This is a genomic window from Sphingomonas sp. QA11 (assembly GCF_028473665.1).
GTDB lineage: Bacteria > Pseudomonadota > Alphaproteobacteria > Sphingomonadales > Sphingomonadaceae > Sphingomonas > Sphingomonas phytovorans.
This window is the reverse complement of sequence record NZ_CP098774.1, coordinates 1,025,743-1,040,522: the sequence shown is the minus strand read 5'-3', so window position 1 is coordinate 1,040,522 and position 14,780 is coordinate 1,025,743. Positions and strand designations below refer to the sequence as shown.

The 14,780-nt window shown below is 65.6% G+C and carries 13 protein-coding genes; 8 read left to right on the top strand and 5 right to left on the bottom strand.

Annotation, left to right across the window (positions count from 1 at the left end):
• Positions 1-206 precede the first annotated feature (206 nt).
• Positions 207-986 carry a triose-phosphate isomerase gene (gene tpiA / locus NDN01_RS04905; RefSeq protein ID WP_272626247.1) on the bottom strand — a complete coding sequence of 260 codons (780 nt, stop codon included), beginning with the start codon at positions 984-986 and terminating at the stop codon, positions 207-209.
• Between the two features lie 136 nt (positions 987-1,122).
• On the opposite strand from tpiA, the gene NDN01_RS04900 reads away from it, so the two are divergent.
• Positions 1,123-3,066: a peptidylprolyl isomerase gene (locus tag NDN01_RS04900; protein WP_272626246.1), complete on the top strand. Its 1,944-nt coding sequence runs from the start codon at positions 1,123-1,125 to the stop codon at positions 3,064-3,066.
• Between the two features lie 16 nt (positions 3,067-3,082).
• A complete protein-coding gene (trpE, locus tag NDN01_RS04895) occupies positions 3,083-4,582 on the top strand; it encodes an anthranilate synthase component I (RefSeq protein WP_272626245.1) in 1,500 nt (499 codons plus the stop codon).
• 37 nt (positions 4,583-4,619) lie between these two features.
• Here the strand turns inward: trpE and NDN01_RS04890 are convergent, their stop codons facing one another.
• Positions 4,620-5,027 carry a hypothetical protein gene (locus tag NDN01_RS04890; RefSeq protein ID WP_272626244.1) on the bottom strand — a complete coding sequence of 136 codons (408 nt, stop codon included), beginning with the start codon at positions 5,025-5,027 and terminating at the stop codon, positions 4,620-4,622.
• A gap of 135 nt (positions 5,028-5,162) precedes the next feature.
• Here NDN01_RS04890 and NDN01_RS04885 point away from each other — a divergent pair, with 135 nt between their 5' ends.
• From NDN01_RS04885 to NDN01_RS04860, 6 genes are all read left to right on the top strand, one after another.
• Positions 5,163-5,747 (top strand): anthranilate synthase component II, encoded by a 585-nt coding sequence (locus NDN01_RS04885; RefSeq protein WP_272626243.1) that lies wholly within the window; start codon positions 5,163-5,165, stop codon positions 5,745-5,747.
• 48 nt (positions 5,748-5,795) lie between these two features.
• Positions 5,796-6,791 (top strand): anthranilate phosphoribosyltransferase, encoded by a 996-nt coding sequence (gene trpD / locus NDN01_RS04880; RefSeq protein WP_272626242.1) that lies wholly within the window; start codon positions 5,796-5,798, stop codon positions 6,789-6,791.
• A complete protein-coding gene (gene trpC, locus NDN01_RS04875; protein ID WP_272626241.1) occupies positions 6,788-7,573 on the top strand; it encodes an indole-3-glycerol phosphate synthase TrpC in 786 nt (261 codons plus the stop codon). The genes trpD and trpC overlap by 4 nt, the downstream gene beginning before the upstream one ends.
• A 90-nt stretch (positions 7,574-7,663) precedes the next feature.
• A complete protein-coding gene (moaC, locus tag NDN01_RS04870) occupies positions 7,664-8,131 on the top strand; it encodes a cyclic pyranopterin monophosphate synthase MoaC (RefSeq protein WP_272628031.1) in 468 nt (155 codons plus the stop codon).
• Between the two features lie 64 nt (positions 8,132-8,195).
• Complete coding sequence (locus NDN01_RS04865; protein WP_272626240.1) at positions 8,196-8,552, top strand: ArsR/SmtB family transcription factor; 357 nt, start codon at positions 8,196-8,198, stop codon at positions 8,550-8,552.
• Complete coding sequence (locus tag NDN01_RS04860) at positions 8,536-9,015, top strand: SRPBCC family protein (RefSeq protein ID WP_272626239.1); 480 nt, start codon at positions 8,536-8,538, stop codon at positions 9,013-9,015. The genes NDN01_RS04865 and NDN01_RS04860 overlap by 17 nt, the downstream gene beginning before the upstream one ends.
• A 114-nt stretch (positions 9,016-9,129) precedes the next feature.
• Here the strand turns inward: NDN01_RS04860 and NDN01_RS04855 are convergent, their stop codons facing one another.
• The 3 genes from NDN01_RS04855 to NDN01_RS04845 all read right to left on the bottom strand — a co-directional run bounded on the left by NDN01_RS04855 (position 9,130) and on the right by NDN01_RS04845 (position 14,465).
• Positions 9,130-11,442 carry a TonB-dependent receptor gene (locus tag NDN01_RS04855; protein WP_272626238.1) on the bottom strand — a complete coding sequence of 771 codons (2,313 nt, stop codon included), beginning with the start codon at positions 11,440-11,442 and terminating at the stop codon, positions 9,130-9,132.
• A gap of 198 nt (positions 11,443-11,640) precedes the next feature.
• On the bottom strand, positions 11,641-13,908 hold the full coding sequence (locus tag NDN01_RS04850; RefSeq protein WP_272626237.1) for an FdhF/YdeP family oxidoreductase: 2,268 nt from the start codon (positions 13,906-13,908) through the stop codon (positions 11,641-11,643).
• Positions 13,909-14,279: 371 nt separating this feature from the next.
• Positions 14,280-14,465 carry a hypothetical protein gene (locus NDN01_RS04845; protein ID WP_272626236.1) on the bottom strand — a complete coding sequence of 62 codons (186 nt, stop codon included), beginning with the start codon at positions 14,463-14,465 and terminating at the stop codon, positions 14,280-14,282.
• Between the last annotated feature and the right edge of the window lie 315 nt (positions 14,466-14,780).

Genomic DNA, 14,780 nt, shown 5'->3' with positions numbered 1-14,780 from the left:
GTGCCAAGGGGCCGGTGGTGGCAATGGGACCGGATTGGTTCTGCCGCGACGCAGCGCGGATTGTTGCGGCAATGTTGCCGTTTCGACACAAAATCATGTCATTCCGGCTATTATTTTGCCGGCCTGGAGGTGATGCAGCAATAATATGAGGTTGGCCGCAGGCGGTCGGCGCGCTTCTCGGGGAAATCTGCGTTGCGGCCAGCCAGTCAGGCCAGCGCCGCGCCGGCCTCCACGATCGGCACGAACTTCGCCGCCGTCAGGCTCGCCCCGCCCACCAGCGCCCCGTCGACGTCGCCGGCGCCCAGCAGCTCTGCCGCATTGTCCCCGGTCACCGATCCGCCATAGAGGATCCGCACCGCGTCGGCTTCCTGTCCGATCAACGCGCGCAGCCGTGCGCGGATGGCACCGTGCATCGCCGCCACATCGGCGACGGTCGGCGTGCGCCCGGTGCCGATCGCCCAGACCGGTTCATAGGCGATCGACAGCCAGTCCGCCGCCGCATCCTCCGGCAGGGACGCGGCGAGCTGACCGGTCACCACCGCCTCGGCACGCCCGGCATCGCGCTCGTCAAGCGTTTCGCCCACGCACAGGATCGCCCCCAGCCCGCCCCGGCGCAGCGCCTCGGCCTTGGCCTTCACCTGCTGGTCGGTCTCGTGGCAATCGGCGCGCCGCTCGCTATGGCCAACGATCGAGAAGACGGCGCCCGCTTCCTTCACCATGCCGACCGAAATGCAGCCGGTATGCGCGCCTTTCTCCGCCGGATGAACGTCCTCCGCCCCGATCGCCAGGCCCGGCTCCCGTGCGGCGGCGGGCGCGATCCCCGACACGCGCGCGACAGCGGGCGCGATCAACGTCGCCGGCACCGCGATCGCGACATCGACACCCGGCGCTGCCCTGGCCGCCGCGGCGATCCCGTCAAGCTCGGCCAAGGCAGCCAGGCTGCCGTTCATCTTCCAATTCCCTGCAATCAGCTTGCGTCGTGCCAAAGCGCCATCTCCCTGTTCTGCGATCAGCCGATTAACGGGCCTTCACGATCGCACAAGCTTGAAGGAGCGGGTCGGTCCCCTTAAAGCGTCGCAGTTCGTCCCTTTTCAGCCTCCATCAGATCGGCTCGTCTCGACCATGCTCAGTCTCATCCGCCGCGCCGTAAACTCGAAGGTGGGCGTCGTCGTCACCCTCGGCGTGCTCGCCGTGATCGCCCTCATGTTCGGCATGGGCGACATCACCGGCCTGGGTGGCAGCGCGAAGCTTTCCGGCACCTCGGTCGCCAGCATCGGCAAGACGAAGATCAGCGAGATCGACCTGCGCCAGCGTGTGCAGAACCAGCTTGAGGGCTTGCGCCGCGAACAGCCGACGCTCGATATCGTCCAGTTCGTCAATCAGGGCGGCGTCGACAGCACGCTCGAAGGAACCATCAACGCGCTGGCGCTGACCGAGTTCGCGCAGCAACAGGGCCTCGTCGCGTCGAAGCGGCTGATCGACGGCCGTATCGCCAGCCTCCCCGCGGTGCAGGGCATCGACGGCAAGTTCAGCCAGAGTTCCTATGAACAGTTTCTCGCCCGCATCCGCCTTTCCGACAAGCAGCTCCGCTCCGAGATCCTGAACGATACGCTGACCCAGCAATTGATCGTGCCGACCTCGGGCGCGGCGCAGGTACCGGTCAAGGTCGCGCTGCCCTATGCCTCGTTGCTGCTCGAAAAGCGCGACGGACAGGTCGGCTTCATTCCGACGCCCGCCATGGGCAAGGGCACCCCGCCGAGCGACGCCGAACTCGCTGCCTTCTACAAGCGCAACCTGGCCCGCTACACCGTGCCCGAACGCCGCGTCATCCGCTACGCGACCGTCACCCTGGAAGGCGTCAAGGCAACCACCGTTCCGACCGAGGCGGAAATCGCCAAGGGCTATCAGCTCCAGAAGGCGAAATTCCAGGCGACCGAAAAGCGCGACATCGTCCAGGTCGTCGTCCCCGACCAGACGGCGGCGAACGCGCTCGTCGCCAAGGCCAAGGCCGGCACGCTGGCAGAAGCAGCCCGTGCCGCCGGGCTCGAGCCCAACACCCTGAAGGGCGTGGAGAAACCGGCCTATACCACCGCGAATTCGCCTGAGATCGCCAATGCCGCGTTCAGCGCGGCGAAGGGCACGGTGCTTGGCCCGTTCCGTACCGCGCTTGGCTATACCGTACTCCGGGTCGACGGCATCGAGAATATCGCGGCCAAGTCGCTCGAACAGGCCCGTCCCGAGTTGGTGACTCAGCTCAGCGCCGAAAAGGCGGTGGCCGCGATGCAGGCGACGCGCGACGCGATCGACAATTCGATCGGCAGCAACGCGACTTTCGACGAGATCGTCGCCGACCGGAAGCTGACGGCCGCCAATACCCCGCCGCTCACCGCCGGCGGGATCAACCCGGACGATCCCGCATCGAAGCCCGACCCTGCCTTCGCCCAGGCAGTGGTCGCCGCCTTCGCCGCCGAGCAGGGCGACGACCCCCAGCTCGTGCCGATCGGGCAGGATGGCAGCTTCTCGTTGGTCTCGCTGGCCCGCATCATCCCCGCCGCACCCCGTCCGCTTGCCACGATCCGTGAAAAGGTCGCGAGCGATTTCGTGACCGACCGGGCCCAGCGCCTGGCACGCCAGGCGGCGGTCGACGTCGTCGCGCGCGTCAACAAGGGCATGCCGCTCGCCCAGTCGATGACGGAGACCAAGCTCGGCATCCCCGGTCCCCAGCCGGTCCCGCCCGTTGCACGCGAGCAGATCGAGAATGCGCGCGGCCAGGTGCCGCCCGCCATCACGCTGATGTTCAGCATGACCGAGAAGAAGGCGCGAATGATCGAGGCGCCGAACAAGGCCGGCTGGTTCATCGTCTATCTGAACCATATCGAGCGCGGCAATGCCGCTGGCCAGAAACTGGTGATCGACCGCGCCCGCGCGCGGATCGGCCAGGTGGTCGGCCGCGAATATGTCCAGCAGTTCACCGAGGCGGTGCGTCGCTCGGTCGGCGTGAAGAAGAACGAGAAGGCGATCGGCGAGGTCCGCGCCGCGCTCACCGGCCAGGGCGGTTCCAATTAATCCTGCCGTTCCCGGGATGACCGACGCCGCCGTCTCCGCCCTCGATGCGGGGCGGCCGGCCCTGGTCTGGCGTCGTCAGATTGCCGACACCGAGACACCGGTGGCGGCGGCGCTCAAGCTGATCGAGCCGGGACGCGGCGATTTCCTGCTCGAATCGGTCGAGGGCGGCGCGACTCGCGGGCGACACAGCCTGATCGGCCTCGCCCCCGATCTGGTGTTCCGCGCGGCCGGCCCTCGCGCCGAGGTCAACCGCCACTGGCTTACCGACAAGGTGGCATTCGAACCCTGCGAGGCGCCGACGCTTGACGCGTTGCGCGCGCTCGTCGCCTCCTGCCGCATGGAGGTGCCGTCGGAGCTGCCGCCCGCGCTTGCCTGCCTGGTCGGGTATTTCGGGTATGAGACGGTCGGCCTGGTCGAAAAACTCGATCGCCCGTCAAACGATCCGCTCGGCCTGCCCGACATGATGTTCGTGCGGCCAACGGTCGTGCTGATCTTCGACCGGCTGGCCGACGCCCTCTTCCTGGTCGCGCCCGTCTGGCCCGATGCCACCCGCCAGTCCGCCGCGATCGTCGCCGAGGCGCAGGACCGGATCGACGCCGTCGCCGCGCGCCTCGCGACCGCGCCACTCCCCGCGCCGGTGCGCGCGACCGACCTGGCCGATATCAGCCTGACGCCCGTCCTGCCCGAAGGGCGCTATGGCGAGATGGTCGCCCGCGCCAAGGATTATATCGTCGCGGGCGACATCTTCCAGGTCGTGCTCGCCCAGCGCTTCACCGCGCCCTTCGCCCTGCCCGCGTTCGAGCTTTACCGGGCGCTGCGCCGGATCAATCCGTCACCCTTCCTCTATCATCTCGATCTGCCGGGATTCGCGCTGACCGGGTCGAGCCCGGAGATCCTCGTCCGCGTGCGCGACGGGGAGATCACCATCCGCCCGATCGCCGGCACCCGCCCGCGCGGCAAGACCGCGGCCGAGGACGAGGCGAACCGGCAGAGCCTGCTCACGGACCCTAAGGAGCGCGCCGAGCATCTGATGCTGCTCGATCTCGGCCGCAACGATGTCGCCCGGGTCGCCGAGGCCGGCACGGTCAAGGTGACGGCCAGCTACACCACCGAACTCTACAGCCATGTCATGCACATCGTCTCGAACGTGGTCGGGCGGCTGGACAAGAACCATGACGCGCTCGACGCGCTCTTTGCGGGTTTCCCCGCCGGGACGGTCAGCGGTGCGCCCAAGGTCCGCGCCTGCGGCGTCATCGCCGAGCTGGAGCAGGAAGTGCGCGGCGCCTATGCCGGCGGCGTCGGCTATTTCTCGCCCGACGGATCGATGGACTCCTGCATCGTCCTGCGCACCGCGGTCGTGAAGGACGGCGTCATGCACGTCCAGGCCGGAGCAGGCATCGTCGCCGACAGCGACCCGGCCTATGAACAGCGCGAGTGCGAGGCGAAGGCCGGCGCCCTGCTCGCCGCCGCGCGCGAAGCAGTGGCGCAGGCCTCCGAAAGCGGATTCGGGCAGTAACGTCCCGCCGCCTTTCCCCGCCGGAGTGGGGAAGAAATCAGGGAATCGCGCTCTGCTCGCGCTTCTTCTCGGCGCGCTCCGCCGCGAACTGCTGGTTCATCTTCAGCGCGCAGCCGGTCTGGCCACCCGAACCGACCGGGGAGCAGGTATCGGGCAGCCCGCCCGCCTCGCGCCCGATCTCATCGAGCGTCGCCGCCCGGTTCACCCAGCTATTGGTCGCCGCGCTCTTCTTGGTCTCGCGCAGCGCCTTCGGAATCCGGTAGGGATCCTCGAGCTTGCTGCACACCACCACCTCGCCGTTCACCGCGGGTGGACATTTCTGGGTGCCGGTCAGCGTCACATTGCGGATTCGCTCCGGCGGCTTGCCACTTTCCGCCTGCTGGTCCTGCGCGGCCGCCACGCCGGAAAGCGACAACAGGGCGATGGCTGCGATGGTACGAAACATAAGAGCGACCTCCTGGGCGGCATCAACGTCCGCGTCTAACGATTGCTCCACCCTGAATGAAGCGGGAGCCTGCCCAAACCATGTCGTGATCGTGGCGTGGTTGCGCAAGCGTGCGCATCGGTTATGGCGGCGCGCATGATCCTCGTCATCGACAATTATGACAGCTTCACCTGGAACCTGGTCCATTATCTGATGGAGCTGGGCGCGGAGGTGAAGGTCGTCCGCAACGATTCCCTCACCGCGCGCGAGGCGATCGACTCCAACGCACAGGGTTTCCTGATCTCGCCGGGACCCTGCACCCCGAACGAGGCGGGTATCAGCCTCGATCTCGTCGCTGCCTGTGCCGATGCGGAGAAACCGCTGCTCGGCGTGTGCCTGGGCCATCAGGCGATCGGCCAGCATTTCGGCGGCCATGTCGTGCGCGGCGGGCTGATGCACGGCAAGACCTCCCCCGTCTCGCATGACGGCACCGGCCTGTTCGAAGGCCTGCCCTCGCCCTTCACTGCAACGCGCTATCACTCGCTCATCGTCGAGGATATTCCCGCCGGCCTGATCGTCAACGCGACCGCCGACGATGGCTCGGTGATGGGCTTCCGCCACGCGACCCTGCCGATCCACGGCGTTCAGTTCCACCCGGAAAGCATCGCGACCGAACATGGCCACGCCCTGCTGGCCAATTTCGTTCGGCTCGCCGGCATCGATGTGAAGGCCCTGGCGTGAAGACCGCACTTTTTCTTGCCCCTCCCGCAAGCGGCAAGGGGCTATAAAATGACAAGCTTCGCCTCCCTCCCCGATCCCTCCACCCCGCTTTCAAGCGAAAGCGCGGCGCAAGCCTTCGCCGACATTCTCGACGCGACGACCTCCGAAGAGGCGGTCGCCGAATTCCTCATCGCGCTCAGCGACCGGGGCGAGACCAGCATAGAGATCGCCGAGGCCGCCAAAGCGCTCCGTGCCCGCCTGATCCCGATCGAAGCCCCCGAGGGCGCGATCGATGTCTGCGGCACCGGCGGCGACGGCCATCACACGCTCAACGTCTCCACCGCCGTCTCGATCATCGTCGCGGCCTGTGGCGTGCCGGTCGCCAAGCACGGCAACCGCGCCGCCTCGAGCAAGGCAGGCGCAGCCGACACGCTCGAGGCGCTGGGCCTCGACATGGAACGCGCCGGCCGCAATGCCGAGGCGAGCTTGCGCGATATCGGCATCGCCTTCCTGTTCGCCGCCAACCACCACCCGGTGATGAAGCGAATCACCCCGATCCGCCGTCACATCGGTCGTCGTACCATCTTCAACCTGATGGGGCCCCTCGCCAATCCGGCCCGCGTGACTCGCCAGCTCATCGGCATCGCCCGCCCGGACTATGCCGCTCCCTATGCCCAGGCGCTCGAGCAGCTTGGTACCGAAGCAGCGCTGGTCGTCTCGGGCGAGGAGGGGCTCGACGAAGTATCGGGCGCGGGTCCGACGATCACGGTCAGCGTCGGCAGCCTGTCGATGCCGACCCGTATCGCGCCGGAAGACGCCAACCTGCCCCGCCACGGCATCGCCGCCATCCGCGGCGGCGACCCCGATTATAACGCCGCGGCGCTGCGCCGCCTGCTCGCCGGCGAGCATGGCGGGTATCGCGATGCCGTCCTTCTCAATTCTGCCGCCGCGCTGATGGTCGCTGGCAAGGCCGCCGGCCTTCCCGAGGGGGTCGACATCGCCGCCGAAGCGATCGATTCCGGCGCGGCCCGGGCCCTGCTCGATCGCTGGATCGCCTATTCATGACTGACATTCTCGAACGAATCCTCGAAACCAAGCGCGCTGAGGTGGCCGCTCGCAAGGCCACCATGCCGCTGTCGGAACTCGATGCCTCCATCGAGCGCCAGACCAGGCCACGCGGTTTCCGCGCGGCGCTCGACGCAAAGGCGAAGACCGGCCACGCGCTGATCGCCGAGATCAAGAAGGCAAGCCCGTCAAAGGGCCTGATCCGCGCCGATTTCGATCCCCCTGCCCATGCCCGCGCCTATCAGGCCGGCGGCGCGGCGTGCCTCTCGGTGCTGACGGACGAGCCGTGGTTCCAGGGCGCCGATTCCTATCTTACCGAAGCCCGCAATGCCTGCAGCCTGCCGGTCCTGCGCAAGGATTTCATGGTCGATCCCTGGCAGGTCCCCGAATCGCGGGCGATCGGGGCCGACGCGATCCTGCTGATCATGGCCGCGCTCGACGACGGCCTGCTCGCCGAGATCGAGGCGAGCGCGATCGACTGTGGCATGGACGTGCTGGTCGAAGTGCATGACGCGAAGGAACTGGAGCGCGCGCTGAAGCTCAAGTCCCGGCTGATCGGCGTCAATAACCGCAACCTGCGCGATTTCACGATCGACTTCGAGAACAGCTATCGCCTGGTCGGCAAGGCGCCGGCCGACTGCACCTTCGTCGCCGAAAGCGGCCTCACCATCCGCGCCGACCTGGACCAGATGGCCGAACACGGCGTGCACTGCTTCCTGATTGGGGAAGCGCTGATGCGCCAGCACGACGTGGAAGCTGCAACGCGGGCGCTGGTGGGATAATTTCCTTCCGTTCGTTTCGAGCGTAGTCGAGAAACAGGCCCAAAGCGCAGTCGGCGGTTTCTCGACCGTGCTCGAAACGAACGGTGGATGATGACCAACCTCACGCACCTCGACGACACCGGCGCCGCGCACATGGTCGATGTCTCCGGCAAGCCGGTCACCGCCCGCGAGGCAGTCGCCACCGGACGCATCGACATGTCCCCCGAAGCCGCCCGTGCGATCCGTGGCGGCACCGCGCTGAAGGGCGACGTCCTCGCCGTCGCCCGCGTCGCCGGCATCATGGCTGCCAAGCGCACCAGCGAATTGATCCCGCTCTGCCACCCTTTGCCCCTCACCCGGGTCGCCGTCGACCTCACCGTGGACGATACCGGCGTCACCGCCACCGCGACCGCCGCGACGGAAGGCAAGACCGGCGTCGAGATGGAAGCCCTCACCGCCGTCTCGGTCACATTGCTCACCATCTACGACATGGCCAAGGCGATCGACAAAACCATGACGATCGGCGGTGTTTGCCTGCTGGCAAAAACGGGCGGCAAATCGGGCGACTGGAAAGCCTGATCTCCCTCATATGAATAAACACTAAAGCTATTGCCTAACTATCGAACCCGCGATAGTTAGGCATATGCTTAACCAACCCGATTCGCTCGATCTCGCCTTCACTGCCCTCGCCGACCGCACTCGCCGGTCGATCGTCGAGCGGCTGTCACGCGGCGAGGCCTCGGTCAGCGAGCTCGCCCGTCCGCTCGCCATGTCGCTGCCCGCCGTGATGCAGCACATCGCGCTGCTCGAAAGCTCCGGGCTCGTCAGGTCGGAGAAAATCGGCCGCGTACGCACCTGCAGCCTCGATACCGAAGCGCTCGGCCACGCCGAGCAATGGATCCAGCAGCGCCGCGTTGAATGGGATCACCGCCTCGACCGGCTCGGCACCTATCTCGCAACACTCATGGTCAAAGGAGAAGAGAATGACACAAAAGGCTGAAACGATCGAACCCCTGCGCCTGTCGCGCATCTATCCGGCGCCCCGCGCGCTCGTGTTCGAGGCGTGGAGCAGTGCCGAACACGTGAAACAGTGGTTTTCGCCGGAGACCTTCACGGTCCCCGAGGCGACCGTGGAGATGCGGGTTGGTGGCACCTTCGATTTCTGCATGCGCGGCCCGGACGGCACCGATTACTGGAATCGTGGAACCGTAACCGAGGTCCGGCCGAACGAGCGGCTGGTTCTCAATCTCCGCGCAGAGGGCGGAAGCGGCAATGTGCTGTTTACCGCCAGAACCGAAGTGGATTTCATGGACGATGCCGGCGGAACGCGGATCGATATCGTGCAGAGCTATGTCTTTGTCGATCTGACCCTGGCACCGATGATGGTGCAGGGCGCTCCCATCGGCTGGAGCCAGACGCTCGACAAGCTTGGCGTCGAACTGGCCCGTATGACGGCCGCCTGACGAAATCCCGATCCACTGCCCGTCACCCTCGACAGGGTGACGGGCAGCAATCAAGTGGCCAAAGGCCGGTCGACATTCAGTTCAGGCCGGCATGGGCTGAATGTCGGTTGGCCTTTAGCGGAACTTGCCGCTGACCGAGATACCGATGACGCGCGGTTCGTTGAACACCGCCGCCATATAATTCTCGATCACGCCTTTCAGGTTCTTCTCGTTGGTGATGTTCCGGCCGAACAGGGCAACCTCGTAAGCGCCGCCCGGCGCGCTGTAGCCGATCTTCAGGCCGCCTTCGAAGGTGCCGTTCGAATAGAACTCCTTGGTCTTGTAGAGCACGAAGTTCGTATAACCCTGCAGATTCCAGTCGGTCGAAATGAACGCCTTGCCGCCATTGCCCAGCGGCACGTCGTACCGGCCGTTGAAGTTCACCGTATATTCCGGCGCGTTCGGCAGCGGCTGACCGTCGATCTTGGCGAACACCGTTGGCGTTCCGAACACCGGCGCGGTGACCGTCGGGTTCTGCACGGTGCAGACGACGACCTTGTTCAGCGCGCAGACCTGCGCATAGACTCGCTTGTCCTTGATCTCGCTGTGCAGCAGGCTGAGCCCAAGGCCGAGGCTCAGGTTCGAGGTCGGATGCCAGTCGGCTTCAGCTTCCAGGCCATATGCCTTGGCCTTGTCGGCATTGAACAGCACGCTGCTGCCGTTGGCGTCGTTGCCGTTCAGCTGGATGTCGTTGACCGTATAGGTAAACGCCGTCGCGTTCAGGCGAAGGCGATTGTTGAACAGGTTGCTCTTGAACCCGGCCTCCCAGGACAGGATCGTCTCCGAATTCGCCGTAGTGAAGTCCGAATTGAACACCGCCGAACGGCCTTGAATGGTGGGGCCACGGAAACCGCGCGCGATACGGGCATAGACACTGACGTCAGGGTTGATCTGATACAATGCGCTCACATCCCAGCTTGGCTGGGTATCCTTCAACTCGACGAAACGACGGCCGCCATAAGTGACCGCACCATTCGGTTTGTCTGCCGTCTTCAGCAACTGCGTCGTCTTCTTGTCCTCGGTCACGCGCCCGCCTGCAGTGATCGTCAGGCTCGGCAGGATCTCGTAGCTGACCTGACCGAACGCCGCCCAGGACGTGTTCACGTCGTGCAGGCGCACCCAGTTGTTCGGATTATAGTCCGCCGTGTTGAGGAAATAGGTGCGCTGATAAAATTCGGTGATGTCGCGCGAATCGAAATACATGCCGCCGATCTGCCACTTGAAGCGGCTGTCGCCATCGCTCGCCAGGCGGACTTCCTGGGTAAATTGGTCGAGTTTACGGACGTTGCCTTGCGACTGACCCGAATTGGTGTCGCGGAAATTGACTGCGGCGCCACCATCCGTATCACCGCGGCTGAAGCCCGACGTTGTTTCATAAGCGCTGATCGAGGTCAGCACGACACCGCCGAAATCATAGGCGGCCCGCACCGACTCGCCATAGGTCTTGTAGGCCTGCGGGTTGTTCATCGCCTCGTCGAACGCGACCTTGTCGCGCGGCTCGGCGCTGACGTCATTCGAGCCTTTCTTCAACGCGGCGCGATGGAACAGGGTCGAGGTCCCGCGATAATCGCGCGCGTGCGCCGAAACGTTGACGGAGAAGCGGTCGCCCGGGGTGAACAGCAGCTGGAGGCGAATGTCGCGCTCGTCGAAGCCGCCCATCGCGTCCTTCTTCGGCGAGACGGTCCCGTCGGCGCTGGTGCCGGTGAAGGTGTTGTCGACCCAGTTGTCGCGGTGCTGGTAGAGCGCCGACACGCGGAACGCGAGCAGGTCCTTGACGATCGGACCGCCGACGCCGGCGTCAGCCGTGACCGTATTGTAGCTGCCATAGGAGAACTGGCCGCGCCCCTCGAATTCCTGGGTCGGCTTGATCGTGTCGAACTTGATGATGCCCGCCGTGGTGTTGCGGCCGAACAGCGACCCCTGCGGCCCGCGCAGCACTTCGGTCTGCGCCACGTCGAACACCGGGTTCGACTTCAGCACGACATGCTCCAGCACGACATCGTCCTGGATGATCGACACCGGCTGCGACGCACCGAGATAGAAATCGATATTGCCCAGGCCGCGAATGTAGAAACGCGGGAAGATTCGGCCGGTCGTCGTTTCGGCGTAGAGGCCGGGCACCCGGCCCGCCAGCGACAGGATGTCGTCGCCGCCGGTCTGGTACGACCGCAGCGCGTCACCGCTGACCACGGCAACCGAGAGCGGCACCTTCTGCAGCGATTCGGGGCGCCGTTCCGCCGTCACGACGATGTCGCCCAGCGGCGCTTCTTCGCCCTGCTGCGCCGACGACGCGGCCGCGTCCTGCGCGAAGGCGCCGGCTGAGCAGAACAGCGCGCCGATGGCGGCGCCGAACAGAAGGGACGATTTAGCAACGGTCGATTTGGACACGGGAACCCCTAAAATATAACTGAAACAACCAGATATGCGCAACTTGCCTGGGACCGGACAAGCGTCGCGGTCCCCACGAATCGTTTATCGATTTCGCTGAGCGAGCCCCACAGGGCGCCCGTTAGGCGCCGAATAAGTCCGTGGAATGACAGGATCGTTTCGTCAACGGAACAACCTCTCGGAGCGCCTTCTCGGCACTCAGGTTGCGGCGCGCAGGGTGACGGCGATGGATTTATAGGAGGGCGTACCGCTCTTCCGGTCATAGTCGTCGAGCGCGATCAGCCGGTTCGCTTCCGGATAATAGGCTGCGACCGATCCCCGCGCGATGCCATAAGCAACCGCCGTCTGGCCTCCGAGCACGCGGTCGCCCGCCACGATATCGATCCTGTCGCCATGGGCGAGGCCCTGCGCGGCAAGATCGTCGGCATGGACAAAGACGACGTCACGGCGACCCGTAATGCCGCGATAGCGGTCGTTCAGGCCATAGATGGTGGTATTATACTGATCGTGGCTGCGGATCGTGGTGAGGGTCAGGCGGCCATCGTCCCGGCCCTCGTCTTCGTCGGTACCGGTAAAGACCGCGAAATGGGCCTTGCCGTCCGGCGTGTCCCATTCGCGGCTGGAGGCGCCGACGCGCAGGCGGAAGCCGCCCGGCGTGCGGATCCGCGCATTGAAATCGAAGAAGTCGGGAAAGACCTCCTCGATCTTGTCGCGGATACGGTCATAGTCGGCGACGAGGCCATCCCAATCGACTTTTGAATGCGGGATCGCCGACCTGGCGATCCCGGCGATGATCGCCGGTTCCGACCGGAGCGCCGCCGACGCCGGCTTCAGCCTGCCGCGGGAGGCATGGACCATCGACATCGAATCCTCCACCGTCACCGCCTGCGGACCCGTTGCCTGCACGTCCTGCTCGGTGCGGCCGAGGCAAGGCAGGATGAAGCTCTCCCTCGCGGCGAGCAGGCAGGTGCGGTTGAGTTTGGTGCAGATCTGAACCGACAGGTCGAGGCCCTGGAACGCCCGGAAAGCAGCCTCCGGATCGCTCATCGCCACCGCCAGATTGCCGCCCAGGCCGATAAAGCCCCTTGCCGCTCCGTCGCGCATCGCGGCCACGGCCTCGACGGCGCTATGGCCGTGCTTGCGCGGCGCGGAAATCCCGAACGCCGTGTCCAGCCGCGCCAGAAACGCTTCGGTCGGGATCTCGGTGATGCCGACGGTGCGGTCGCCCTGCACATTGCTGTGGCCGCGCAGGGGGCAGATCCCGGCGCCGGGCTTGCCGATATTCCCGCGCAACAGCAACAAATTGGCGAGCTGCTGGACATTTTCAGTGCCGTGGCGATGCTGGGTCAGCCCCATGCCGTAACAGATGATGACGCGGTCTGACTCGTAATAGACTCGGGCCATCTCCTCGATCGCGGCACGGCTCAGGCCCGAGCGGCGCTCGACCATCTCCCAGTCGGTGGCCTCGATATCGGCGTGAAGCGCGTCGAAGCCGACCGTTTGCCCGGCGATGAACGCCCGGTCGAGAAGGCCGTCGGCGCCTGTGGCGAGGTTCATCGCGTCGGCCTCGAACAATGCTTTCATCATCCCCTTGAGCATCGCCACATCGCCGCCGACCTTCACCTGATGATAGGTCGATGCGAGCGGGGTTGCGCCGAGCGTCAGCATTTCCACGGGATCCTGCGGCGCCTCGAAACGCTCGAGCCCGCGCTCCTTCAATGGATTGGCGACGACGATCGGGACTCCGCGGCGGGCACAATCGCGCAGCGTCGTGAGCATGCGCGGATGGTTGGTGCCGGGATTGTGGCCGATGCAGAACAGCGCATCGGCCAGGTCGAAATCCTCCAGCGTCACGGTCCCCTTGCCGACCCCGATCGACTTGGGCAGCCCGACGCTCGTCGCCTCGTGGCACATGTTGGAACAATCGGGGAAATTGTTGGTCCCGAACTCGCGCGCCAGCAACTGATAGAGGAAGGCGGCTTCGTTCGACGCGCGGCCCGAGGTGTAGAATTCCATCTGGTCGGGCGTGTCGAACGCGCGCATCGCCTGGCCGATGCGCGCGAACGCGTCTTCCCACGCGATGGCCACGAAATGATCGGTAACCGGATCGTAGCGCAAGGGATGAGTCAGCCGGCCGGCGTCCTCCAGGGCATGGTCGCTCCAGCCGAGCAATTCGGTCACGCTGTGATTCGCGAAAAAGTCCGGGTCGACGCGCTTGACCGTCGCCTCCCAGGTCACCGCCTTGGCACCGTTCTCGCAGAACTCGAAGGATGACGTGTGCTTGGGATCGGGCCACGCGCAGCCCGGACAATCGAAGCCGTCAGGCTGGTTCATCTGCAGCAGCGCGCGCGTATCGGCGCTGGCACCCATCTGGTCGCGAACGGCCCGGGCAACGGCCTTCAACGCTCCCCAGCCGCCGGCCGGACCGGCATAGGGCTTCACGCCTTGGGGATCAGTGCCTGCCATCTCGCTCTCCATCTGCCCGTAGGCCGTCGAGTCGCCGGAAAAAGGATGGCACCAGATATCGGTCCGGGGGGGAGCCGCACGCAAGAGCCCCGAGTCCCTGCCATGAGCAGCCCCGATCCGGCCATCGCCTCTCCTTTCGCCTGCGGCGCGCGCACATCTCGTTCCGAGGAGTCTTCTCCTTCTCCCGGCGGGAGAAGGAAGGGGCCCGCGCCGCAGGCGCGGGAAGGTTGAGGGTGACGAATATCGTAGCATCCTCAACCTCACCCCGCGCTGCTACGCAGCTTGCCCCTCTCCTAAAAGGAGAGGGGAAGTAGGACGCTCTGCCAGATGGGTGAATCCGCTAGCCCCCTGCGCCAGGGGCAAGGCCGCGTCTATCGTACCGTGAGGTCAACCGGCGCGCGATCCGTCTCTTCGCTCAGGCCGATCACCGCCTTGGTCGAATAGCGCAGGGAAAGCGTGCGATGCGCCGCGGCGGCCGAGGGATGCTCGGCCCGAGCCGCCATCGTCGCTTCCTGCTTCGCCCGGGTTAGCAGATAGCGGGTTTCGTGATCGGTCATTTCTCGCCTTTCGTCGCCCCACGCACGGGCATCTACACCGCGAACATTGCTGCCAGATGTCCCATCTTCGCGTGTAGGATCAATCGTGCTCGGGGCACGACGTAGGCATCGCGTTTCCGGGATGTCGGAACCGGGCAGCGCTTCATCGAGCCCGGCGCGGATCGATTCATTTCCGGCGCGGCCCGTGCCAGCGTCGAGCGGTCGGGAACCGACTGGACCTGGCCCGCTCTTTCTCATGACCGACAGATGATAAAGCGTTTCCGCATCGCCTTCTTCGGGGATGAAGTGTCGTATTTTCGCGCCATTTCCGGCATT

Bases quoted from the DNA above. Each gene is read 5' to 3' on its own strand.
- NDN01_RS04900 (WP_272626246.1), top strand. From the start codon at position 1,123: ATGCTCAGTCTCATCCGCCGCGCCGTAAACTCGAAGGTGGGCGTCGTC.
- trpE (WP_272626245.1), top strand. From the start codon at position 3,083: ATGACCGACGCCGCCGTCTCCGCCCTCGATGCGGGGCGGCCGGCCCTG.
- NDN01_RS04890 (WP_272626244.1), bottom strand. From the start codon at position 5,027: ATGTTTCGTACCATCGCAGCCATCGCCCTGTTGTCGCTTTCCGGCGTG.
- NDN01_RS04885 (WP_272626243.1), top strand. From the start codon at position 5,163: ATGATCCTCGTCATCGACAATTATGACAGCTTCACCTGGAACCTGGTC.
- trpD (WP_272626242.1), top strand. From the start codon at position 5,796: ATGACAAGCTTCGCCTCCCTCCCCGATCCCTCCACCCCGCTTTCAAGC.
- trpC (WP_272626241.1), top strand. From the start codon at position 6,788: ATGACTGACATTCTCGAACGAATCCTCGAAACCAAGCGCGCTGAGGTG.
- moaC (WP_272628031.1), top strand. From the start codon at position 7,664: ATGACCAACCTCACGCACCTCGACGACACCGGCGCCGCGCACATGGTC.
- NDN01_RS04865 (WP_272626240.1), top strand. From the start codon at position 8,196: ATGCTTAACCAACCCGATTCGCTCGATCTCGCCTTCACTGCCCTCGCC.
- NDN01_RS04860 (WP_272626239.1), top strand. From the start codon at position 8,536: ATGACACAAAAGGCTGAAACGATCGAACCCCTGCGCCTGTCGCGCATC.
- NDN01_RS04850 (WP_272626237.1), bottom strand. From the start codon at position 13,908: ATGGCAGGCACTGATCCCCAAGGCGTGAAGCCCTATGCCGGTCCGGCC.
- NDN01_RS04845 (WP_272626236.1), bottom strand. From the start codon at position 14,465: ATGACCGATCACGAAACCCGCTATCTGCTAACCCGGGCGAAGCAGGAA.